Origin of the sequence: Moorena sp. SIOASIH (assembly GCF_010671925.1) — a bacterium.
Taxonomy (GTDB): domain Bacteria; phylum Cyanobacteriota; class Cyanobacteriia; order Cyanobacteriales; family Coleofasciculaceae; genus Moorena.
In genome coordinates this window covers 918,412-941,024 of the sequence record NZ_JAAHIH010000004.1, presented here as the reverse complement: position 1 = coordinate 941,024, position 22,613 = coordinate 918,412, and the positions used below count along the sequence as shown (strand labels likewise).

18 protein-coding genes and 2 pseudogenes are annotated in these 22,613 nt (G+C 45.2%); 9 read left to right on the top strand and 11 right to left on the bottom strand.

Features of this window, described 5'->3' with window-relative positions; translation table 11 throughout:
* Positions 1 to 2: 2 nt before the first annotated feature.
* The 3 genes from F6J90_RS25435 to F6J90_RS25425 form a co-directional block, all read right to left on the bottom strand.
* Positions 3 to 1,346 carry an OB-fold nucleic acid binding domain-containing protein gene (locus tag F6J90_RS25435; protein ID WP_293099822.1) on the bottom strand — a complete coding sequence of 448 codons (1,344 nt, stop codon included), beginning with the start codon at positions 1,344 to 1,346 and terminating at the stop codon, positions 3 to 5.
* Between the two features lie 187 nt (positions 1,347 to 1,533).
* Complete coding sequence (locus F6J90_RS25430; protein ID WP_293099820.1) at positions 1,534 to 2,187, bottom strand: CHRD domain-containing protein; 654 nt, start codon at positions 2,185 to 2,187, stop codon at positions 1,534 to 1,536.
* Between the two features lie 287 nt (positions 2,188 to 2,474).
* Positions 2,475 to 2,663 (bottom strand): hypothetical protein, encoded by a 189-nt coding sequence (locus tag F6J90_RS25425; protein ID WP_293021736.1) that lies wholly within the window; start codon positions 2,661 to 2,663, stop codon positions 2,475 to 2,477.
* A gap of 673 nt (positions 2,664 to 3,336) precedes the next feature.
* Between F6J90_RS25425 and F6J90_RS25420 the strand changes: the two genes are divergently transcribed.
* On the top strand, positions 3,337 to 5,274 hold the full coding sequence (locus tag F6J90_RS25420) for an NFACT RNA binding domain-containing protein (protein WP_293100761.1): 1,938 nt from the start codon (positions 3,337 to 3,339) through the stop codon (positions 5,272 to 5,274).
* A 189-nt stretch (positions 5,275 to 5,463) separates the two neighbouring features.
* On the opposite strand, the gene F6J90_RS25415 is transcribed toward F6J90_RS25420, so the two are convergent.
* Positions 5,464 to 5,661 (bottom strand): hypothetical protein, encoded by a 198-nt coding sequence (locus F6J90_RS25415; RefSeq protein WP_293099817.1) that lies wholly within the window; start codon positions 5,659 to 5,661, stop codon positions 5,464 to 5,466.
* Positions 5,662 to 5,956: 295 nt separating this feature from the next.
* Complete coding sequence (gene lipB, locus F6J90_RS25410; RefSeq protein WP_293099815.1) at positions 5,957 to 6,616, bottom strand: lipoyl(octanoyl) transferase LipB; 660 nt, start codon at positions 6,614 to 6,616, stop codon at positions 5,957 to 5,959.
* A 191-nt stretch (positions 6,617 to 6,807) separates the two neighbouring features.
* Here lipB and raiA point away from each other — a divergent pair, with 191 nt between their 5' ends.
* From raiA to F6J90_RS25395, 3 genes are all read left to right on the top strand, one after another.
* The gene (gene raiA / locus F6J90_RS25405; protein WP_293099813.1) at positions 6,808 to 7,449 is read left to right on the top strand and encodes a ribosome-associated translation inhibitor RaiA; all 642 of its coding nucleotides are present in this window, start codon (positions 6,808 to 6,810) and stop codon (positions 7,447 to 7,449) included.
* 665 nt (positions 7,450 to 8,114) lie between these two features.
* Positions 8,115 to 8,891, top strand: a complete 777-nt coding sequence (locus tag F6J90_RS25400) for a DUF2993 domain-containing protein (RefSeq protein WP_293099810.1) — start codon at positions 8,115 to 8,117, stop codon at positions 8,889 to 8,891.
* A 146-nt stretch (positions 8,892 to 9,037) separates the two neighbouring features.
* On the top strand, positions 9,038 to 9,661 hold the full coding sequence (locus F6J90_RS25395) for a GerMN domain-containing protein (protein WP_293099807.1): 624 nt from the start codon (positions 9,038 to 9,040) through the stop codon (positions 9,659 to 9,661).
* 189 nt (positions 9,662 to 9,850) lie between these two features.
* On the opposite strand, the gene accB is transcribed toward F6J90_RS25395, so the two are convergent.
* Together accB and efp are read right to left on the bottom strand one after the other, a co-directional pair.
* Positions 9,851 to 10,381 carry an acetyl-CoA carboxylase biotin carboxyl carrier protein gene (gene accB, locus F6J90_RS25390; RefSeq protein WP_293099804.1) on the bottom strand — a complete coding sequence of 177 codons (531 nt, stop codon included), beginning with the start codon at positions 10,379 to 10,381 and terminating at the stop codon, positions 9,851 to 9,853.
* A gap of 144 nt (positions 10,382 to 10,525) precedes the next feature.
* A complete protein-coding gene (gene efp / locus F6J90_RS25385) occupies positions 10,526 to 11,083 on the bottom strand; it encodes an elongation factor P (RefSeq protein WP_293099801.1) in 558 nt (185 codons plus the stop codon).
* A 389-nt stretch (positions 11,084 to 11,472) separates the two neighbouring features.
* On the opposite strand from efp, the gene F6J90_RS25380 reads away from it, so the two are divergent.
* Both F6J90_RS25380 and thiL read left to right on the top strand, forming a co-directional pair.
* Positions 11,473 to 12,624 carry a peptidylprolyl isomerase gene (locus F6J90_RS25380; RefSeq protein ID WP_293099799.1) on the top strand — a complete coding sequence of 384 codons (1,152 nt, stop codon included), beginning with the start codon at positions 11,473 to 11,475 and terminating at the stop codon, positions 12,622 to 12,624.
* Between the two features lie 227 nt (positions 12,625 to 12,851).
* Positions 12,852 to 13,499: pseudogene (gene thiL / locus F6J90_RS43745) on the top strand (thiamine-phosphate kinase); the annotation flags it as partial.
* On the opposite strand, the pseudogene F6J90_RS43740 reads toward thiL, so the two are convergent.
* Positions 13,457 to 13,591: pseudogene (locus F6J90_RS43740) on the bottom strand (hypothetical protein); the annotation flags it as partial. The pseudogenes thiL and F6J90_RS43740 overlap by 43 nt on opposite strands.
* Before the next feature lie 277 nt (positions 13,592 to 13,868).
* On the opposite strand from F6J90_RS43740, the gene F6J90_RS43735 reads away from it, so the two are divergent.
* From F6J90_RS43735 to F6J90_RS25365, 3 genes are all read left to right on the top strand, one after another.
* Entirely contained in the window at positions 13,869 to 14,207 is a 339-nt protein-coding gene (locus tag F6J90_RS43735) for an AIR synthase-related protein (RefSeq protein WP_366513886.1), read from the top strand.
* 243 nt (positions 14,208 to 14,450) lie between these two features.
* Positions 14,451 to 14,684 carry a DUF4351 domain-containing protein gene (locus F6J90_RS25370; protein WP_293099793.1) on the top strand — a complete coding sequence of 78 codons (234 nt, stop codon included), beginning with the start codon at positions 14,451 to 14,453 and terminating at the stop codon, positions 14,682 to 14,684.
* A gap of 207 nt (positions 14,685 to 14,891) precedes the next feature.
* Positions 14,892 to 15,788 carry an Rpn family recombination-promoting nuclease/putative transposase gene (locus tag F6J90_RS25365; protein ID WP_293099790.1) on the top strand — a complete coding sequence of 299 codons (897 nt, stop codon included), beginning with the start codon at positions 14,892 to 14,894 and terminating at the stop codon, positions 15,786 to 15,788.
* Here F6J90_RS25365 and F6J90_RS25360 read toward each other — a convergent pair.
* The 3 genes from F6J90_RS25360 to F6J90_RS25350 all read right to left on the bottom strand — a co-directional run bounded on the left by F6J90_RS25360 (position 15,785) and on the right by F6J90_RS25350 (position 22,610).
* Positions 15,785 to 16,315: a hypothetical protein gene (locus F6J90_RS25360; protein ID WP_293099787.1), complete on the bottom strand. Its 531-nt coding sequence runs from the start codon at positions 16,313 to 16,315 to the stop codon at positions 15,785 to 15,787. The genes F6J90_RS25365 and F6J90_RS25360 overlap by 4 nt on opposite strands.
* A gap of 46 nt (positions 16,316 to 16,361) precedes the next feature.
* Entirely contained in the window at positions 16,362 to 20,756 is a 4,395-nt protein-coding gene (locus tag F6J90_RS25355) for a tetratricopeptide repeat protein (RefSeq protein WP_293099784.1), read from the bottom strand.
* 840 nt (positions 20,757 to 21,596) lie between these two features.
* Positions 21,597 to 22,610 carry a tetratricopeptide repeat protein gene (locus F6J90_RS25350; protein WP_293099782.1) on the bottom strand — a complete coding sequence of 338 codons (1,014 nt, stop codon included), beginning with the start codon at positions 22,608 to 22,610 and terminating at the stop codon, positions 21,597 to 21,599.
* Positions 22,611 to 22,613 lie beyond the last annotated feature (3 nt).

The following is a 22,613-nucleotide window of genomic DNA, read 5'->3' as shown; positions in this document are numbered from 1 at the left end:
ACTCAACTCCTGATTACTGGAGCAGTACGGGCATCAAATCCGCTAGCTTTGAGAGCATTAACGGTTACTTGGTCATCTTGCACCCAGTATTTAGAATCAAAACGGACAAATGGATACTGCTGGGGTGCAGCAACAGTTGCCAGTACGGGGATTTTTGCCTGATGTTTTTTACCGGAATGTTTTTGCAGAATCGATTTTAATTGGTTAAGGTGGCTTGTCGTAACTTGCTGAGGGGTAAGTTTGACTACTACTTTTCGTAAACTTTCAATTAGCTCAGCATCCTCAATAATCAGCTGAATTTTTTCATCTCGCTCATCCACCTTCGCCCAAATAATTAAACGGGAATCGGCTTGCAGTAATGAACTAATTTTTTCGTAAGTTTTCGGGAATACAACTCCTTCAGCTTGACCGGTCAGATCTTCCATCTGCACAAAGGCCATGCGTTCATTATTTTTTTTGGTGAGGTGAGGCTTGACTTCAGTGAGCATCACAATAGCACTCAAGGTTGTTCCCTTCTTTTGTTCTCCTAACTCCGCCAAACTGACAGGAGAAAGAACTTGAGCTACTGGACGGGCTGATTTTAAAGGATGGTCAGATACATAAAAACCAAGCAATTCTTTTTCCCAATTTAATTTTTCTTGGCGTGAAAAATCAGAAACTGCTGGAGCGGTGGGAGCAGATTCCCAAGCATTATTGTTCTGATCTTGCTCAGAATTAGTGTTACCAAAGTCAAAAATGTTGAGCTGACCACTTTCTCGGTCTTTGGCACGGTCTTGCCCCCAACTAATCACTGGTTCCAGGTCTTGGATAAGTTGCTGGCGGTTGGGCTGAATGCTATCAAAGGCACCACAGTAAATCAACGCTTCCAAACCACGGCGGTTAAGGGTGCGCAAATCGACGCGATCGCATAAATCTGCCAAAGCCTTAAACTCACCACCAGTCTCCCGAGCCTTCAGAATACAATTAATTGCTCCGTGTCCCAAATTCCGGATTGCTGAAAACCCGAACAATATACTATTAGAGATTGGGGTAAAATCAAAATCAGAACGATTGATATCCGGTGGCAAAATCTCAATCCCCATGGTTGAGCAAGTAGCAATATATTTCTGTATCTTGTCCGTGCTGTTACTACTCGCTGTCAGCAGCGCTGCCATATATTCAACTGGGTAATTCGCCTTAAGATAGGCAGTTTGATAGGTTACATAGCCATAGGCGGTGGAGTGGGATTTGTTGAAGCAATTGGAAGCAACCATACCGTTTGCCAAAATAAAGTTATGGTCGCCCTTGACACCAATATCATAGACAGGTTGAGTACCTAAGGATTTGCGGCTGATGATTTTAACCATCGATTAAATTGACGGGGTAACTAGACTTTTACTTTTCCTGATTAGGGATTAGGGATTAGGGATTAAATACTATAACCTAACAATATTAACCTAACATTATTTCTAATACCATTAACCATTAACCAAGCACCATTTACCTAACACCTAACCCCTAACACCTAACCCTAAAAACTAAATTGACAGAGTACTAGCTTACTAGCTTTCTCTTGATGGCTGAACCTGCACCAATTACTCCCACCGCTACTAAACCTAATACTGAGAAGGGTTCGGAGACAGGGGTAGCAATGATTTGTCCTCTAATTATCCCTGCTGGGTCATTTTCTGAGTGAAGATTCAAATAGAGATCGGTATCTGCACCAGGAGCAGTAGCCAGCAGTCCAGGAGCAATCTCACTCAAGGAAGTACTGGCAGGATCATCAAGATCCCAAATTCCTGAGATAGTGGTTGAGCCATCCGAGTTAAAGGTAACCGTGCGGTCATCATTATCCTGATCCGGAGCAAAAATACCAAAGACTACCGGACCATTTTCCCCACGGGGAGCTTGGTGAAAATGGAGCTGGGTAGCCACATCTAGAGCATTTGCAGGACTTGGTACATCCGCTAGCTGGCTAAAGTCCACACCAAAAACGTTAATACTGTAACTCAGTTCAGTACCAGCATCATTGAGTTTTAAGCTAGCAGAGCCAGTTGCTGGGGATTGGGTAACCCCTCCAGGAGCGACTTCCTGAGCACTGTCCAATGTTGCTTGAAACAGGGTATAGGCACTGGCTGGTGTACTAGCCAAGGATGGCAGTAATGCCAATCCTGTGACTAAGGTTGTAGATGCTAAGAAATGTTTCATGAGTTTCTCCTTTACTGTATAGAGAATTGGAAATTTGACCTCAATAAAAACTATAGTTTTTTTTAATCAGAGAAAAAAGCGATCAAGTGTCAACTTTTATAACGTTTTTCTGGCTCAGTTTACGGTTGAGCGTTAACTGTTTAGCATCCACAAAAGTAAGCTATCAGCCATTAGCTACGCGAATGGCTGACCGCTGTTCGCGTAGCGTGAGCTAAAAGCTCACGGCTGACGGCTGAATGCTTACCCACAAACTACTGTCAAGCGTCCACAAACAAGCAGTTATTTATTTACTTCTGATCTAATTCCTCCCCAGTATCAAAAATAATCACAAATTCGACATCAGGCATCAGCTGTCGGAGACTGCGCAGGTGACCCTCTGCATCTGAACGATTACGAAAGCGAGCAACAACCACTCGTTGCATTTTCGGTAATAACCGCACAATTACCCAGGGACTAAGACGGTCTCGATAGGTCATAATGAAATTATCTCCTATGTTACTAGGGGGTTATAGCCAGCCCCGTAGTTGTTCAGGCTGAGGGGGCTGGTTTTGACCTTATTAATTAAGGTCACTTTTATTATAGCACAAAAATAATATTTTAGGATAATTTATTTTTTAATAATTGCAAATTAAAAATTACTTAGTTAGTACAAAATTAGGGTAATTTATTAACGCAATTTAAATATCCATATAAAATATTATTCGTCATAAATAAGTCCTATAAATCCTATAATAGCGATTTATTAATTGCTGAAATCGAGTAAAAAAAATAGAGTAATCGATGTAATGTTGGGACTAGATACAATTGTAATGTTTGATTTTATTGGACAACAAAACTGAGGATATCTTTCCCCTCTTGCCTCTTGCCTCTTGCCTCTTGCCTCTTGCCTAAAAAAGTATGTTCACAAGCGAGATAATAAGGCTATAAGATCGTAGCCCTAAGGCTGGCTTATACAATAGTATGTAAATGCCCAAAATACGAAGTGGACTAGACTGCGAACGCGCCCCGCGTGGCCTACGGCCAATCGCATAGCCACAGCCAAAATTCGATGCGCGCGCATTGAGGCGCTAGGCGATGCTCGGTACGAGCCGCTACGCGATCGCATTCTCAAACCCCAATCCTACCAAGCTCAGATCTGGCACCTGGCCCATGCAACCTGTTGACTATACCACCCTGACCGCTGCTTGTTCTGAGCTCCGTGCTACCTGGGTACCAGGACGTGCCGAACAAGTCTATCAACGCGATCGCTACACCATTGCCATCGCCCTACGCACCCTAAATGGTCGAGGTTGGCTCACCATTTGTTGGCATCCCCAAGCCGCCCGAATTTGCATAGGAGATCCACCCCCTCGGGTTCCCGACACCTTCACCTTTAGTGACCAACTGCGGCACCAGTTAGGTGGCTTTGCCCTAATTGCCATCGAAACCATTGCCCCTTGGGAGAGAGTCTTAGACCTGCAATTTGCCAAACGCCCTGGAGAAGCTCCGACTTGGCATTTGTATGTAGAAATTATCGGCAAATACAGTAACCTAATCCTCACCGATGCTGACAATCTGATTATCACCACTGCTCATCAAGTCAGTAACCAGCAATCCAGCGTCCGTACTATTCAAACCGGTCAACCCTACGAACTCCCACCAGCCCTCACTGGCACCACCCCCAGTTTGAGTGAACCCTACCAGAGCTGGCAAGAACGAGTCAGTTTGATACCAGGAGCAGTAGCACATCAGTTACTCAAAAGTTATCGAGGATTGAGTCCCACCCTCGCTCGCTCAATGGTACAAGCAGCTGGTTTAGACCCAAAGCAATCCACCGAAACCCTAGAAGAATCCGACTGGCAAAACCTATTTCAACGCTGGCAACAATGGTTACAAACTTTATTAAACGCTAGCAACTTCTCTACAGACAACCCACAACCATCTAACCTTCAACCTGTTAACCTTCAACCTGTTAACCTTCAACCTGTTAACCTTCAACCTGTTAACCTTCAACCTGTTAACCTTCAACCTGTTAACCTTCAACCTGCTAACCTTCAACCTGCTAACCTTAAACCAGCTAACCTTAAACCTGCCAACCTTTTTCAGCCAGGCTGGACAAACCAAGGATATACAGTAATGGATTGGGGGATAGTTAAACCAGCTGACAATATCCAAACCTTACTCAATTCCTACTACACCAACCAGCTCAATCAACACGAGTTTGCCCGGTTGCATAACCAACTGACTCAGAAGCTAAATAATAGCCTACGAAAACTACGCCAAAAAGCCTCTAGCTTTAACGAACGTTTACAGCAATCTGACCAAGCTGACCAATCCCGAGAAAAAGCTGACTTATTAATGGCATATCTCCAGGATTGGCAACCAGGGATGAAATCCATCACCCTACCTGACTTTGAAACCAACCAGCCAGTCAAGATTCCCTTAAACCCTGAGAAAAATGCGGTTCAAAATGCCCAAGCTTTCTACAAGCGACACCAAAAACTAAAACGAACTCGCGATGCGGTTGAGCCATTACTAAAAGAAGTACAAGATGAAATACAGTATTTAGAGCAAGTTGAAGCATCATTGACTCAGCTAAACACCTATAACACTCTAGACGACTTACAAACCCTACAGGAAATCCGCGAAGAGCTAATTGGGCAAGGATATTTAGAAGCTTCTGCTCAAAGGAGTCGTAATTTATCCGATGTCTCACAGCCCTATCGATATCAGACTCCCAGTGGTTTTGAATTATTGATTGGTCGCAACAATCGGCAAAATGACCAGCTGACATTTCGCACAGCTGGGGATTATGACCTCTGGTTTCACACCCAAGAGATTGCTGGGAGTCATGTACTACTGAGATTAGAGCCAGGAACAGTAGCTGATCCAGCAGATTTGCAATTTGCTGCTGATCTAGCCGCTTACAACAGCCGGGGGTGTCAGAGTGAACAGGTACCAGTTGTTTACACGAAACCCAAATATGTCTATAAGCCCAAAGGGGCTAAACCAGGCATGGCGATTTATAAGCACGAGCAAATCATCTGGGGGCGTCCTGATCAAGGTCGTGATTACATGATGAAATCTGCCTCAACCAAAAAAATGTAAACTTTAATTACAAAAAAATCGTATTCTCTGTTACGATTAAGTTAATGTAGAAATTTTTAGGCTGTCGGTTTGGGAACGCGCAGTCTGGATTTCCCTGATTGAAAACGACGACGTATCTCTAATTAATTACGTGGATTATACCAGCTGTCTCCACAGCTGGTGATTTTTTTCATAAAAATTAAATAAAAATTAACAAATATAGCAATTCTCAATTGGGTGAGGTACAAAATCCTGGTTTTTAGGGAGTAGGGAGTAGGGAGTAGGGAGTAGGGAAGTCAGAACACGAAAGTCGGAAGTGGTAAAAAAACCTGTGTAGCTTATAGCTATGAGAAACGCTGTATACTCGGCAAATAGGTAGTATACCGCTACGCGGAACTCAAAAGTCAAAAGGCAAAGGTGCGCTTTCCGCATCTAATTATTAAATTCGCCACGGGTCGCACCTAAAAGTTGACTACAACAGGTTTTCAGCTTACACCAATGTGAAATACATCAAACACCTTAATGGGTAGTGCGATACCATTACCCTAAAACCAGGATGCATTTGTAGCAAGACTTTAGCTCTTTGGTAAGCATAAGCACCTCAAGTAGCGTTGCCATAGGCCAATGGCTGATAGCTGATAACTGAATGCTGAATGCTGTTCGCGTAGCGTGCGCGTAGCGCATATGCTTACGCTATTTGGTATCAGCAAAATCCCCTTTCCCCTTGGTCAATCAGTTGCACGCCAAAAACCTCAGCAAATTTAGCACAGATATCTAAGCGTACCTGTTCCACACTAAGATCCGCAATAAACTGAGCTAGACTACCCACGGGTTTATCTGCAATGCCGCAGGGAACGATATGATTAAAACCTGCAAGGTCAGGACAGACATTCAAAGCAAAGCCATGCATGGTAATCCAGCGCTTCACCTTAATGCCAATGGCAGCAACTTTACATCCTTCTAGCCAGACACCAGTCATCCCAGCCACCCGCTCACCCTTTAGTCCATAGATAGCCAACACCTGAATCAAAACTTCCTCCAGCTGTCTGAGGTACCAGTGTAAATCTTGGCGATAATACCGGAGATTGAGAATCGGGTAGCCTACCAGCTGTCCAGGACAGTGGTAGGTCACTTCACCACCACGCTCTATCCGATGCACCTCCGAGTTAACCTGATTGGGATCGAATTTGAGAAAGTCAATACTCGACCCTTTTCCTAGAGTGTAAACTGGTGGATGCTCCAGCAACAGGAGAATATCATCCAAACTGGAATCTTGGAGCCGTTGACTAACTAGCGATCGCTGTTGCTCCCAAGCCACTGTGTAAGGGACTAAGCCTTGATGACTAATTAAACATTTACGCACAATCCTCAATTATCTCATACTCTATGCCCTATTTTATCAATGTCAACGAATGCAAAGGAATTTAAAGAGAAATCAAGAGTTGATGTTCTCTAGAATACAAAGTGATAGTGTAAAAGTAAGAACCAATAGCAGATCTCCCCAACCTCCACTGCTATTGTCAAGCGCAAACGTTACGAGATGGAGTAGTCAGTATGAAGCTTGTTATCCAAGGTAAAAACATCGATATCACCGATGCAATTCGTGACTATGTACATCAAAAAATAGAAAAGGCGGTCAATCATTTTCAAAACATTACCAATCAGGTGGATATAAATCTATCGGTGGCTCGTAATCCTCGGATAAACCCTAAACAGACAGCTGAAGTAACCATTTATGCCAATAAGACAGTGATTCGTGCCCAAGAGGGGACTGAAAACTTGTATGCCAGCATTGATCTGGTCGCTGATAAGATTCATCGTCAACTGCGGAAATATAAGGAGAAGCTGCAATCCCAGAAAACCCGTAATCAGGCAAAGACAGGCGTAATACTAGAAGAAGAATCGATGCCAGTTGATCTAATTAGCGATCGCACTCCTGAGCTACCCGAAGAAGTGGTGCGCATGAAGTATTTTGCCATGCCCCCAATGACTGTAGAGGAAGCATTGGAACAACTAGAGCTAGTAGACCACGATTTTTATATGTTCCGGAACATTAAAACCGGGGAGATTAATGTAATCTATGAACGCAATCATGGCGGATATGGAGTAATCCAGCCCCGTAATGGCAATGGTAAAACTCACCACACTAACGGTAAGGTGCCTCAAAGCCTTAGTGCTGCCGCAGGATTCATATAAAAACTCTGTGGAAGGTTAAAGGTTGACCGTTGACCGTTGACCGTTGACCGTTGACCAGAGTTAACAAAATCTTCTCAAAGCTCCACACCATCGTAAAAGCTTGGTGTGGGGTTGTTTGCTATCACAATTTATGCCTGACGTTATAGTGTTTCCATTGAAATTGGAATTGTGGTGGAGCTTTTAGCACAGGGTGGTTCAACTGGGTTTTGGGATAAGATTAAGAGGGAATTTTCTGGTAAGTACCTGGGTAGAAATAAACAGGACTTACGCCACCAACCTGGTTATTAACGGTAATTACACCGATTTCAGCGTTTGATGTATAGCGATGCAGCGCGGTCTTGGGGAGGCAGCGCGGTCTTGGGGGTTCCCCCCATGAGCGACTGCCGTGGTCCCCCCCATGAGCGACTGCATCAAGACAACCAGAAACCGGGTTTTAACGGTCTTGGTGCGTAAGTCCTGATTCAGTTAACTGTGTTAAGACATGTGTAAGAATTGTGTAAGACCTGTGAAGGCATTGAATCCCCTTCTATTGCCTGATCTGAAGTTTATCGTTCCCAAGTATTAACAGTTAACTTTAATTTTGTCCTACTACTTACACCTACCCTATCTCCCTTAACTGCCCTCCTTGCCTCACCTCACTCTTAACGTTGTGCCTTTTTTTTTCCATGGAATTTTTGACCATATTCCTATCAGGCTTAATCACTGTGGTTTCTGGGGTGGGTTTCATCCTCGACAAGGTGATCGAAAGCAATATCCGCTCCCAGCTTTCCCAGGTCGAGCAATTGCAAGTCCGAGTTAATAACACTCCCAATTACCAAATTTTGCCAGGCAAAGTAGACCAGGTGTTAATTGCTGGTAAGGGGTTATGGCTCACGCCAGATATCCGGATTGGTGTCTTGGAATTAGAAACTGATCCGATTGACCTTGATATAGAGAAGGTCCGTAAAGGTGGTAAAGACTCACTAGCGAACTCTTTGAGGCAACCGCTACAAGCTGGAGTGCGTCTAGTTTTAACCGAGTCAGATATTAACCAAGCTCTAGAGTCGCCGGAAGTTATAGAACTATTAAGCGATTTGATCAATGTTGTGATCAGTCGTGGCAGTAGGCGTTATAAACTACTGAACTCACAAGTAGACTTCCTAGATGACAACCGTATTTATTTACAAGTGACATTGCAGCAAGGAGATAATCAACCCCTAGAGATTATATTAAACTCCGGTGTGGGCATCCTGACCGGGAAAAGCATACAGCTAATTGAACCAAAGTTGTCGGTTGATGGGAACCCACTCCCACCTCAGTTAATCAAGTTATTTGTTGGTAGTCTCAGCCAGCGCTTAAATCTCAGCAATATTGAAGATGAAGGCATCACAGCCCGAATCTTACAATTTCAGTTAAGTCCTAGCGAATTAGAATTAGCAGCATTTGTCCGGATCAAGGAGTAAACCGTGTTAAGTATTAAATATCAAAGATGAAGGATGAAATATCAAGGATGAAGTATCAAAAATTAAATTTGGTTTTGTGCCACTAGTCAGATCTGATCACAGTAAATCAAATTACCGTAAATCAACCTTTTGATTAATCAGTTATTATGCATGACCAACAAGACGATCGTGGTATTCCTTTCGGTGTGATTGCCAGTATTTCCATCCTAGTCTTAACAGCAGCAGGTGGAGGTACCTGGTGGGCATGGCGTTCACAGCAATCTTCCCCAGAAGTGCCTGTGACAACTACACCCAAGTCATCTCAGACTATACAACCCACAACTGAAAAACCCTCAACTAAGGAAAAAATTCAGGTCTATTGGCTCAATGATGTTGATAACCAAATTGTTTTAATTCCCAGTTCAATTCCCTTAAATAATAAGACCCTTAACAAAGGTCAGATATTAGAGAGCGCATTCGAGGGTTTATTGGCTGGACCGACCAATGGCACATTTACGACCACTATTCCCGAAGGTACAAAACTACGGGGTGTTTCTCTCAAAAGTGATGGTGTTCATGTAGATTTGTCCCAGGAATTTACCGTTGGTGGGGGCAGTAGCTCCATGAGTGGTCGTCTGGCGCAAATTGTTTATACAGCAAGCAGTTTAGACCCCAATACTCAGGTATGGATTGAGGTAGATGGGAAACAACTAGAGGTTTTAGGTGGAGAAGGCTTAGTGCTTGATCAACCACTGACTCGCCAAGATGTCGATCAAAACTTCCCACTCTAGAGGTTTCCCAGGTTAGACTGACTGCTTTGAGCAGTTGCTCACTAGCGTTGGATGAAAATTTTTCAACCGACGCTGCGGCAAATATATATACCTTGGCAGACCTCTAATTCGCATGCCCAGCAAACCTATTTTCGCTTCTAGCAGCTATTATTAGCTTGACACCTGTCAAACCTATCTAAGGAGTAATCCTTAGTCAGGTTTAATCCGCATTAGTGCTTGACCATATTCTATTGGTTCTCCATTTTTCACCAAAATTTCCATTACTTGTCCACTCACTTCTGCTTCAATTTCGTTCATCAGCTTCATAGCTTCAATAATACAAACAGTTTGACCAGCACTAATGCGTTCCCCTACCTCCACAAAGGGGTCTTCATCAGGAGCAGGAGCGCGGTAAAATGTCCCGACCATGGGTGAGTTAATTTCCTCCCACTTTTGATCTACCCCTGGTGGAGGTACTGATTGGACTGTTGCTGCTGGTGTTGAGGCTACCTCTAGTACTGGTGTGGGAGCAGTGGGTATAGTGGAGCCAGAGATGGGAACCCCTACGGAGCCAGCAGCTTGATAAGGAGTGCTAGCTCCACCGGAATCACTAGTAGGGGTGATACTGACCCCTTTACGCACTGTGAGTTCAAAATCATCACTCTTGAGGGTCAGTTCTGTAATATCGGTTTGAGCAATAGCAGCTAACAGATCACGAAGTTGATTGATGTCTAATGCCACAATTTTTAAAAAGAGGTTAGGGTCTTGGGGCTAAAGGCTAAGGGTTAAGATTTTTTGGCATTATTTTGCCTTAGTAGTCAGGTGAATCCATTATCTTGATTGCCATGATCTATTCAGGGCATCAAATCAGGGCATCAAAACAATTTACTCGCGACCAAGGTAAGAATCATTACGGGTATCGATTTTAATGCGCTCTCCTATGGAAATGAAGAGAGGAACCATCACCTGAGCTCCCGTTGAAACAATGGCTGGTTTGGTACCACCAGTAGCAGTATCACCTTTAACACCAGGATCGGTATCGACTACTTCCAACACTACAGAATTGGGCAGTTCTACTTCGAGAATCTGGTCGTTCCAGGTGAGGATGTTCACTTCCATTTCTTCAGTGAGATACTTGGAGCGATTGCCAATCTGGGATTCACTCAGACGAGTTTCCTCGAAGCTTTCCATATCCATGAAGACAAATTCATCGCCATCTTTGTAGGTATGCTGCATGGGACGTTTTTCCAGGTTTGCCTGGGGTACTGTTTCCCCAGCCCGGAAGGTTTTCTCTACAACATTCCCTGTCTGGACATTTTTTAGTTTGGTACGAACAAAGGCGGAACCTTTTCCAGGCTTGACGTGGAGAAATTCCACTACCCGCCATACAGATCCATCTAACTCAATGGAGACACCGGTGCGAAAGTCGTTACTAGAAATCATTAACCTGCTAAGTTGGGCAGAACAATCGGCATCTTATTTTACCCTTGAGAGGTTGAAGGTTGAAAGTTGCACTTTGGAGGTTAAGGTAAAGATTTGTCCGAAAGCGTTGCGGCAAGGGACTTGCCAACCCTAAACTAAACCACACTGTTGGCTAATCACGTCAAAGCTAGTGAAATCGATGGGGGGATAGGAAGATACGGAGAGGGGGATAACCTGGCTAGCTGAGTGGGTTATTGGTGTGATGGGCGCGGACCCCAGCTGAAAGACCGAAGCTAATGGCTCAACAGTATCATAAACTACCTTGACATGGGAAGATATGAGATGAAGTTTTGATACGTTGTGGATCAGCCTTGACCCCACTGGTGTAATGCTTGGGGTAATTATTGTTTATGAAACTTTTAAAGATTTCTTTGCCAGATTGGTGGAAACGCTTGACCAAGACTACCCTCTTGGGGCTGCTGTTAATGTCCCTTTCCTTAGGTCTGAGTGGAGCTTGGTGGAACTTTAAGTTTAACTTTGGTAATCAAGAACCTGCTCGTGAAAGTCGATTACCAGGGGGTAATGCCATTACTGATGGTAGAGCTCTGTTGCGCTACGGCTTACCGATAGATAATCAGCCAGTGCGGAAAATACAAGCCAGTTTGGAGGATATTTCTGAACAAATGCGGGCTAAACGCTGGAGTCCCATCACCAGCGATATTACTAAAGCTGCTGTGGTTTTAACTAGTAGTGATCAGAAATTGCTAGCGGACATTCCAGATGCCAGAAAACCCCAAGGCGAAGCCCTAATTGCCCAGATCCAAGGCGAAATTGCTAAGATTCGAGAAGCTGTGGAGGCTCAAGACAAGGAAAAGGTCTTGATTGAGCGCGGGATACTCTTGGATCAAGTTGGGCAACTGGAACAATTGATGGTAGAGGAGTTTCCCTTTGAGGTACCCCCAGAGTATAGTAACTTACCTCAACTTAAGGGTCGCGCTACCGTGGAAATGACCACAAAGGAAGGTTCCTTGAAAATGGTGGTAGATGGTTACAATGCTCCAGTCACAGCCGGTAACTTTGTGGATTTGGTACAGCGGGGTTTCTATGATGGTCTAACCTTCAACCGTGCTGAAGATAACTATATCCTGCAAGCAGGGGACCCTCCAGGAAAAGCGACAGGCTTTATTGACCCGGAAACTGGTGAATATCGAGGGATTCCGATCGAAATCATGCTGAAAGGAGACTCTGAACCGGTTTATGAGTTTACCCTGGAAGAAATTGGTCGTTATCGTGAGCAACCTGTGCTGCCCTTCTCTGCTTATGGTACCCTAGCTATGGCACGTCCTGCAGAAGACCCCAATGGTGGCTCTTCTCAGTTTTTCTTCTTCCTGTTTCAACCAGAACTTACCCCAGCTGGTATCAACTTCATGGATGGGCGCTATTCTGTCTTTGGCTATGTGGTAGAAAACAAAGAGTTACTCAGACAGCTCAAACGAGGGGATGTAATTGAGTCGATCAGAGTTATTGATGGGATTGAGAATTTAGTTGAGCCAAAGGCATAGGGATCCTATAGGTTATAGCGCTACGCCCAAGGCAAGAGGCAAGAGGCATGCTAGCAATAGCTGAATATAATAGCTTTTGCTGCTTTTATAAATGTCAAACACCTTAATGCTTAGTGCTATAAGCGGTCAGCTCCTTAACCCCTGCCGCGAAGCTAGGGATGAGCTTGACTAATTACTGATAGCTCAGTTGATCCCAGTCAGAAGTATCAATCATTGATCGTTTTCTCGTGACCCTTGAATTACTAAAAGATATCGGAGAACAAGGTCTTCTAGAACGGTTACAGCCTTTCTGTCCACCAGGGGTTGTAGGGGATGATGGAGCGGTAATTCCGCCTCCAGAGTCTGGTCAATCCTTGGTGATTACTACAGATGTTTTAGTGAATGGCGTGCATTTTAGCGATCGCTACGGTGGGGTAAGCCAATGCACTACTAGTCCAGAAGATGCTGGTTGGCGTGCTGCTGCAGCTAATTTGTCTGATTTAGCTGCTATGGGAGCATCCCCCCTAGGCATTACCGTAGGCTTAAGCTTGACAGGGGATGTAGCAGTTAGCTGGGTTGAGAGACTTTACCAAGGCATGACTCAGTGTTTGAACCAGTACAATACACCAATAGTAGGAGGAGATATCTGTCGCTCCCCGGTTATTACTATTGCTATCACTGCCTTTGGTCAAGTCTACCCCGACCAAGCCATCCGCCGCACAGGGGCCAAGGTGGGACATGCCATTGTGGTGACAGGTGTTCATGGTGCTTCCCGGGCTGGACTAGAATTACTCCTCAACCCAGATTTCGGCAAACACTTAAGTCCAGAACAACGGCTATCTCTGATTAAAGCTCACCAGCGTCCCCAACCCAGACTTGATGTGATACCTTTACTGAGGTTACAGGTTAACAGGTTACTAGAGTTACAGGTTAACAGGTTGAAGGTTGAAAGTTGTAACTTACAACCTGATAACTTACAACCTGATAACTTACAACCTGATAACTTACAACCTGATAACTTTCAACCAGATAACCTTCAACCAGATAACTTTCAACCTTCAACCCTTAAACCTTCAACCCTTCAACCTTCAACCCTTCAACCTTCAACCCTTCAACCTTCAACCCTTCAACCTTCAACCCTTCAACCTTCAACCCTTCAACCTTCAACCCTTCAACCTTCAACCCTTCAACCTTCAACCCTTCAACCTTCAACCCTTCAACCTTCAACCCTTCAACCTTCAACCCTCCAACTATCCATTGCGGGTATGGATAGTAGCGATGGTTTGGCAGATGCTATTGTACAAATTTGTCGTGCTAGTTGTGTTGGTGCTGAGATTGATCCTAACCGAATTACTTTACCTCCAAGCTTGAGTAAATTGGTGTCTCCAGAGCAAGCTTTGGATTGGGCGTTGTATGGTGGTGAAGATTTTGAATTAGTGCTATGTTTGCCCACTGAAGCTGCTGAAGAATTAGTGGCACAACTGGGGGAGGGAGCAGCAGTAATTGGCAAGATTACTAGTGGGAATCAGGTTTGGTTGAAAGATAAAACTGGCACTTATGCTGATCAATTGCTGAGTCTAAATAAGGGATTTCAGCATTTTTGAAATGTAAGCATTCAGCGGTCAGCGGTCAGCGGTCAGCGGTCAGCTATCATGCAGACGTAAATCAGATTAAACAAATGGTTACCTGTTCTATTCAAAAGCTGTTAGCGTAGCCTGCGCGTAGCGCATTAGCTGAATGGTAATACCTAATAGCTAATCACTGATAGCTGATAGCTGATAGCTGATAGCTGATAGCTGATAGCTTACGATAAAGATTTAATCCGTCGATTGTTGAGGGAGGAAGTTATGGAAGAATCCGTTACCTATCAAGATATTATCCAAAAGGGACGCCAGCGCGGCAAGCAGGAGGGAGTCCTATTAGTTGTGATGCGTTTGCTAACCCTGAGGTTAGGTTTAATTGACCCTGTGCTCCAACAGAAGATTGAGGAATTATCCATTACTCGATTAGAGGAATTGAGTGAAGCGTTGTTGGATTTTGAAACAGTAACGGATTTAGCGGTTTGGTTGGATAACTGCTGAGATTTAACTGTTTTTGTTCACCAGGATTGTTGGTGGGGACATGATTTTGATAAGACCTGATTAGATCAGGTCTTTTTTAGATAAAATCTAAATCAAAATTGCTCACTTATCATAACTTGCATCAATAAACAAGATCCAGGTGCGATCAATTTTTTAACTCAGATTCACTACACTGTCTGAGATAGTATTAACTTTGAATAATTTGCCTTGGCCTACGATAATATCTGCAAATACCTAGCAGAAGAATACCCATCGGAGTTTTTTCACTGGCTATTGGGTGAAGAACCTAGAGATATTCAGGTACTTAAAACTGAATTAAGTGCTGAACCAATTCAAGCTGATGCTTTGACTCTACTCCAAAGTACTAACCAAATTCTGCACCTAGAATTTCAAACCTTGCCCCAATCCGAGCCACCATTACCATTTCGGATGTTGGACTACTGGGTCAGACTACACCGCAAGTACCGATATCCGATTGAGCAGGTGGTGATTTTTCTAAAGTCTACGACATCACAGATGGTATTTACTAACGAGTTTAGGGATATTAATACCTGGCACCGTTATCGAGTAATTCGTCTGTGGGAACAAGACCCATTACCACTTTTAGCCAATCGGGCTTTGTTACCCTTGGCCACTTTAGCCAGGAGTAATAACCCTAATCGATTGTTAGAGCAAGTGGTTGCGGAAGTGGATAGAATTGAAGAAAAACCATTACGGGGAAACCTAGCGGCCTGTGTGGATGTGCTGGCTGGTTTGCGGTTTGAGAAAGATTTAGTCCGTAGATTGTTGAGGGAGGAAGTTATGGAAGAATCAGTCACCTATCAAGATATTATCCAAAAGGGAATCCAAAAGGGACTCCAGCAGGGACTCCAGCAGGGACTCCAGCAGGGACTCCAGCAAGGAAAGCAGGAGGGACTCCAGCAAGGAAAGCAGGAGGGAGTCCTATTAATTGTGATGCGTCAGCTAACCCTAAGGTTAGGTTTAATTGACCCTGGGCTCCAACAGCAGATTGAGGGATTATCCATTACTCGATTGGAGGAATTGAGTGAAGCGTTGTTGGATTTTGAGACAGTAACGGATTTAGCAGTTTGGTTGGATAACTAGGGAATAGGGAATAGGAAAAAATTCGGCGTTGCTGAATTTAGGAATGAATAAGAGTAGAGTGGGCATCCTGCCCGCTCGAAAATAAGCATGAAACTGGCAAGATGCCAGTTCCACAATAAGCATGAAACTGGCAAGATGCCAGTTCCACAATAAGCATGAAACTGGCAAGATGCACAATAAGCATGAAACTGGCAAGATGCCAGTTCCACAATAAGCATGAAACTGGCAAGATGCACAATAAGCATGAAACTGGCAAGATGCCAGTTCCACAATAAGCAGGAAACTGGCAAGATGCACAATAAGCATGAAACTGGCAAGATGCACAATAAGCATGAAACTGGCAAGATGCCAGTTCCACAATAAGCATGAAACTGGCAAGATGCACAATAAGCATGAAACTGGCAAGATGCCAGTTCCACAATAAGCATGAAACTGGCAAGATGCCAGTTCCACGCCTGATGCCCATTCCAGAAAACTCTTAAAATCATTCCATTATTAAGCAACACCAAAAATTCGGTGTATCTCATATCCCTACTCCCTACTCCCTACTCCCTACTCCCTACTCCCTACTCCCTACTCCCTTTTCCCTGCATCCCCTGTCAACGAAAATGCTGCCCAAAAATAAGGATGGGGATATGTTTCCCGTAAATCTTTCTGGGCTTGCTGTAATGCCTCGGCTTTGTTCATTCCCCCTTGCCAATGGCTGTAAAATTGCTTCATTAAGAGTCCTGTAGCAGCATCATCCACATTCCAGAGACTTGCGATGATAGTGGGGGTTCCGGCATACAAGAAAGCACGGGTTAGTCCTACCACTTCATCACCTCGGCTCAATTCACCGATTTTGGTCTGGCAGGCGCTGAGCACAACTAAGTTGGTGGTACTGGTTAAATCCAACCCGTAGACTTCATGAACTTCTAAGGAACCGTCGTGCTGGGTATCTTCTAGTAGACGGATGGCGCTGAATAGGGGGTTACGAAGGTTGTACTCCCCATGAACGGCTAGGTGTATAATTCCCGATTGTGTAGCCCTAGACCGGAGAGCGCTTTCGGTAGCCGCTTTCCCCACCAGGGCTTTGGTCTTGAAGAAGTTGGCAATGGTCTCTACTTCTTTTTGAGCATGAGTTAAGGGGGAGAGTCCCGGAATGGTGGGATCTCCCAGGGCGAGAAGACTGCCTGTGGTTGATTTGCCCTTGTCGGGTAAGTAGCGCAGGATGCTAGCACTGGGGAGGGACAATAGGGCGTAGTTGTCACTGAGGTACTGCTTGCCGTCAGTGAGGGCAGCAAAGGGGAGATAGTGCAGGATACCGTGGGGAACAATGCTGATATTAGTGGTGTTGAGATGGGGCTGGAGGGGTACAATTAGCCAGTCGTGCAGGTTTTTCAGTTCTAGGGGATGGGGTTGATCTAAGTCAGCAAAGTCTTGGAAAAGTGTCAGTTCTTCGGTGAGTTGTTGGCGAGTGACATTGAGGGGGACAGTATGGAAGCTGTTGCGGGTGATAATGAAGGCTAGGGTGCGTTCATCTGTGACAAAGTACTCGACTAGGGTGGTATCCGCATCCAGCAAGCCTTGGATTTCAGGGAGGGAGGCAACCTCGACAGTTTTTAAGCTAGCGGTTTCAGGGTTTTGGACTTTTAATTGAACCAGCAAGTCCTGGTAGTCTTTTCGCAGATCAGTTCGGTTGTTTTCGGTTTCAGCAATCGTTTCGTTATCCCACTGGTTTTTGGGACCGTTGCGCAGGGTAATTAATTGCTGGCTGAGGGCATTGATTTGAGCTTTCAGGTCTTGTTCCTGTTCCAGGAGTTTGGAGTCAGCCCCAGCACGAAAGTCTATCTTCTCATTAGCCAGTTGGTCGAGGAAGGCTTTGGCTCTTGCCCGTTCGACATAGTTGAAGGCAGTTTCAAAGTCTTTTTGGTTCCACAGTAGATTGATGATACCTTCATAAAGGTCTACCTGTTGACTGGCATAAGAGGTGATCAATTCTTCTACTTTGATGTCACCTTGGATAGATTCTGTAACCTTGATGGCTTGCTTGTAAAACTCAATGGCTTTGCGGTATTGCCCTAGTCTACGATAAGCAAGGCCGAGATTGTTGAGGGAGTTGGCTTCCCCCTGACGGTGTTCCAGTTCCCGAAATCGGGATAAAGACTGCTGATTAAACTCAATGACTTTGCGGTATTGCTCTAGGCTAAAGTAAGCACTCCCGAGATTGTTGAGGGAGGCCGCTTCCCCCTGACGGTCTTCCAGTTTCCGAGATAGGGATAAAGACTGCTGATGAAACTCAATCGCTTTTCGATATTGCCCTAGGCTAAAGTAACCATTCCCGAGATTGTTGAGGGAGGCCGCTTCCCCCTGACGGTCTTCCAGTTCCCGAAATAGGGATAAAGACTGCTGATGAAACTCAATCGCTTTTCGGTATTGCCCTAGTATAAGGTAAGCAAACCCGAGATTGTTGAGGGAGTTGGCTTCCCCCTGACGGTCTTCCAGTTCCCGCGCCAGGGTTAAGGACTGCTGATGAAACTCAATGGCTTTGCGGTATTGCCCTAGGCGATAGTAAGCATTCCCGAGATTGTTGAGGGAGGCCGCTTCCCCCTGCCGGTCTTCCAGTTTCCGCTTAATGGATAAAGACTGCTGATGAAACTCAATCGCTTTGCGGTATTCCCCTAGGCTATCGTAAGCAAGGCCGAGATTGCTCAGGGATTTGGCTTCCCCCTGACGGTCTTCCAGTTCCCGAAATCGGGATAAAGACTGCTGATTAAACTCAATCCCTTTGCGGTATTGTCCTAGCTTACGATAAGCATTCCCGAGATTGCCCAGGGAGTTGGCTTCCCCCTGACGGTCTTCCAGTTCCTTTGCCAGGGATAAAGACTGCTGATGAAACTTAATCGCTTTGCGGTATTGCCCTAGGTTATCGTAAGCAAGGCCGAGATTGCCCAGGGAGTTGGCTTCCCCCTGACGGTCTTCCAGTTCCTTTGCCAGGGATAAAGACTGCTGATTAAACTCAATCCCTTTGCGGTATTGCCCTAGGCGATAGTAAGCAAGGCCGAGATTGTTGAGGGAGTAGGCTTCCCCCTGACGGTCTTCCAGTTCCCGCGCCAGGGTTAAAGACTGCTGATGAAACTCAATCGCTTGGCGGTATTGCCCTAGGCTATGGTAAACATTCCCGAGATTGCCCAGGGAGTTGGCTTCCCCCTGGCGGTCTTCCAGTTCCCGCTTAATGGATAAAGACTGCTGATGAAACTCAATGGCTTTTCGGTATTGCCCTAGGTTATCGTAAGCAATCCCGAGATTGCCCAGGGACTTGGCTTGCCCCTGACGGTCTTCCAGTTCCCGAGATAGGGATAAAGACTGCTGATGAAACTCAATCGCTTTGCGGTATTGCCCTAGGCGATTGTAAGCAAGGCCGAGATTGCCCAGGGAGTTGGCTTCCCCCTGACGGTCTTCCAGTTCCTTTGCCAGGGATAAAGACTGCTGATGAAACTCAATGGCTTTGCGGTATTGCCCTAGGTTATCGTAAGCATTCCCGAGATTGTTGAGGGAGGCCGCTTCCCCCTGACGGTCTTCCAGTTTCCGCTTAATGGATAAAGACTGCTGATGAAACTCAATCGCTTTGCGGTATTGCCCTAGGCTATCGTAAGCAACCCCGAGATTGCCCAGGGAGTTGGCTTCCCCCTGACGGTCTTCCAGTTCCTTTGCCAGGGATAAAGACTGCTGATAAAACTCAATCGCTTTACGGTATTGCCCTAGGCTATCGTAAGCAAGGCCGAGATTGTTGAGGGAGTTGGCTTCCCCCTGACGGTCTTCCAGTTTCCGCTTAATGGATAAAGACTGCTGATGAAACTCAATCGCTTTACGGTATTGCCCTAGGCGATAGTAAGCATTTCCGAGATTGTTGAGGGAGTTGGCTTCCCCCTGACGGTCTTTCAGTTCCCGAGATAGGGATAAAGACTGCTGATTAAACTCAATCGCTTTGCGGTATTGACCTAGGCTATGGTAAGCAATGCCGAGATTGTTGAGGGACCTGGCTTCCCCCTGACGGTCTTTCAGTTCCCGAGATAGGGATAAAGACTGCTGATTAAACTCAATCGCTTTACGGTATTGTCCTAGGCTATCGTAAGCAAGGCCGAGATTGTTGAGGGACCTGGCTTCCCCCTGACGGTCTTTCAGTTCCCGAGATAGGGATAAAGACTGCTGATGAAACTCAATGGCTTTGCGGTATTGCCCTAGGCTACTATAAGCATTCCCGAGATTGTTGAGGGAGGCCGCTTCCCCCTGGCGGTCTTCGAGTTCCCGAGATAGGGATAAAGACTGCTGATTAAACTCAATCGCTTTGCGGTATTGCCCTAGGCTAAGATAAGCATTCCCGAGATTGCCCAGGGAGTAGGCTTCCCCCTGACGGTCTTCCAGTTGTCGATAAATGCCTAGGGCTTCTTGCCAGGACTTGAGCGCAGCTTGATATTGACTAGTATCATATTGTTCGATTCCTTGCTGAAACACTTGGTCAGCTTTAGCCTGAAGTAAGTCTGAGGGGGTGGCTGCTCTCCAACTCAGGGTATAGTTACCAGTTTCTCGCTCATTGTAGGAGTTAGCCAAAATGACATAAGTCCCCGTAGTCGGTAGAGTAACCGTAATCCGGGCATTTTTTCCCTCACCACTGTCGTTATCGTGAGCAATTAGGTTACCTTCTAGGTCAAATAGAATCAGGTAAGGGTCAAACTCATCGCTGGTTAGTTCTATGGTAATCTGCTCCCCTGCTTTCCCCTCAAAGGTATGGGGATTGTAGTAGTACCTGTTGTCTTTCAGAGTCTCGCTGTTACTATTAAGGCGATCGCGAACTGTGGTACTCTTTAAAGCAATCCTTTGACCAGAGGACTTCATTAAGGGTATAGTCTCTGGAGCAGTTAGAGATTGTGCTGGAATTTCCCAAAACCTGGGGTTAGTCTCGGCTGCCAACCCTGGCAAACTCCCCACTCCTAGCAGAGTTGCTATGGCAAAAATTACAGACTTAAGCGGCACTGGCTTTGACTGGTAAACAACTAGTGATTTTAGCTCCCGTTACCTTGACCAGACCGTAGCCAAACCACTATATATTTATCACTACCTAGAAGAGGAATTATGAGACAGTAATTTAATTTTAAGATAGCGTTTGTATCTCGGTTATATAGCGTTTCTGATAGCTATGAGGTACACAGGATTTTTTACCTCTGGCACGGTCAACAACAAACCAGACCAGGTAATGACTTCTTACACAGGAGTACCCATTTACCCCTAACTAGTACTGGTGTATAACAAACGGGTACCTATGTATAACAAATGGGTAATAATATCTCATATATTAGTACTAATTTATGGTTAACCAGTACTGGTGTATAACAAACGGGTACCCGTTTCTCGTTAACTAGTACCAGTTTGTCCCTAACGAGTACTAGTTTCTCACATACCAGTACTGGTTTTTCATTAACTAGTACTTGTTGCTAATCAACTAGTACTTATGTATCAAAAACCAGCACCTGTTTGTTCTTAACGAGTACTAGTTTCTCGGCGTTGCTGATTCTGGGTATGGTTTCGCCCCCCTAGCCCCCCAATTCTGGGGGGAACAAAACTCTTAAAGTCCCCCAAAGTTGGGGGACCCACGGGGGCTTTAATAAAACCAGATAATCGCGCATTCATTCCTTAATTCAGCAACGCCGTTGTAGTCAACTGTTGCCTCTTGCCTTTTGCCTCTTGCCTCTTGCCTTTTGCCTCTTGCCTCTTGCCTCTTGCCTTTTGCCTCTTGCCTCTTGCCTCTTGCCTCTTGCCTTGCCCGTAGCGCTATAACTCTGCCAGTCGCTTTTCTATTTCCCCTACCCGTTTGCGATCGCCAAACTGTTCATAGATTGCCTTCGCTTGTTCTAACAAACTCACTCCTTCTTGCCGATTCCCACGAGCATACTTAACCTCCCCTAATCCAGCTTTTGCTGCTGCCAGTTCTTCCCAATGGTCAGTTGCTGTTGCCAGTTCGACTGCCTTTGAATAAGGAATCTCTGCTTCCAAAACTAATCCTATCCGTAGATACAAATCACCCAGTAAGCGATAAATCGGTACTATTTTTTGATCGTTTTCTAGTCCTTCCAGGATTTCAATGGCCTCAGCCGTTAAATCGTAGTCACCATAAATATCAGCTAGAGCTAAGGGCTTGAACTCCTTTGGTAGATTCTGTCCCTTAATCAGTCCATCAATCACCTGAATTTTTTTAGCTTGATCCGACTCAATCAGCTTAAATCCCAGTCCTCCAGTCTTATCCTCTTCAGAGGTGCGATTGGTATCAGCCTTAACGACCAACTTATAACTAACTCCAGGTTTTAGGGGCTTATTCCCTGGATAAACAACCTGACAAATACCCTTTTGACAAACCTTGTCTCGACTAAATTCCTCAGTCCAATCCAATCCTCGCCCTCTCACCTTAACGGTGAAACTGTTAGCATCGGTGGCATCATGCCAGCGTAGCGTGGGCTTGTCAGTAAGTATAAGGGTTGCCCGTGGGCTGATAATGTAGGGAATATAGGACTCTGGCGGACGTGGTGTGACAATTCTCCCAGAGCTTTTTCTTCGCGGTGGTGGACATATGGCATTGATGCCTGTTGTTACCCCAGCAGTTACAGAGCGAATTTTACCATGATCACAAAATACCTTAACCCTAACCCCCGATGCTGGTCTGACCAGATCCCCTGGATTTATAGTGGTATAGTTAGGCACTGGATGGAAACGTGACCATCCCTCCCGTTCTAGCTCAACTCTACCTGTGGTTTTAAAAATCCAATGCCCTGCCAGTACTGGCTTACTCACCAG

Excerpts from the sequence above, each read along its gene's own strand:
- F6J90_RS25360 (WP_293099787.1), bottom strand. The coding sequence starts at position 16,315 with ATGAGATACACCGAATTTTTGGTGTTGCTTAATAATGGAATGATTTTA.
- F6J90_RS25430 (WP_293099820.1), bottom strand. The coding sequence starts at position 2,187 with ATGAAACATTTCTTAGCATCTACAACCTTAGTCACAGGATTGGCATTA.
- F6J90_RS25425 (WP_293021736.1), bottom strand. The coding sequence starts at position 2,663 with ATGACCTATCGAGACCGTCTTAGTCCCTGGGTAATTGTGCGGTTATTA.
- F6J90_RS25435 (WP_293099822.1), bottom strand. The coding sequence starts at position 1,346 with ATGGTTAAAATCATCAGCCGCAAATCCTTAGGTACTCAACCTGTCTAT.
- F6J90_RS25380 (WP_293099799.1), top strand. The coding sequence starts at position 11,473 with ATGAAACTTTTAAAGATTTCTTTGCCAGATTGGTGGAAACGCTTGACC.
- raiA (WP_293099813.1), top strand. The coding sequence starts at position 6,808 with ATGAAGCTTGTTATCCAAGGTAAAAACATCGATATCACCGATGCAATT.
- F6J90_RS25420 (WP_293100761.1), top strand. The coding sequence starts at position 3,337 with ATGCAACCTGTTGACTATACCACCCTGACCGCTGCTTGTTCTGAGCTC.
- F6J90_RS25395 (WP_293099807.1), top strand. The coding sequence starts at position 9,038 with ATGCATGACCAACAAGACGATCGTGGTATTCCTTTCGGTGTGATTGCC.
- efp (WP_293099801.1), bottom strand. The coding sequence starts at position 11,083 with ATGATTTCTAGTAACGACTTTCGCACCGGTGTCTCCATTGAGTTAGAT.
- F6J90_RS25400 (WP_293099810.1), top strand. The coding sequence starts at position 8,115 with ATGGAATTTTTGACCATATTCCTATCAGGCTTAATCACTGTGGTTTCT.
- F6J90_RS43735 (WP_366513886.1), top strand. The coding sequence starts at position 13,869 with ATGGATAGTAGCGATGGTTTGGCAGATGCTATTGTACAAATTTGTCGT.
- F6J90_RS25370 (WP_293099793.1), top strand. The coding sequence starts at position 14,451 with ATGGAAGAATCCGTTACCTATCAAGATATTATCCAAAAGGGACGCCAG.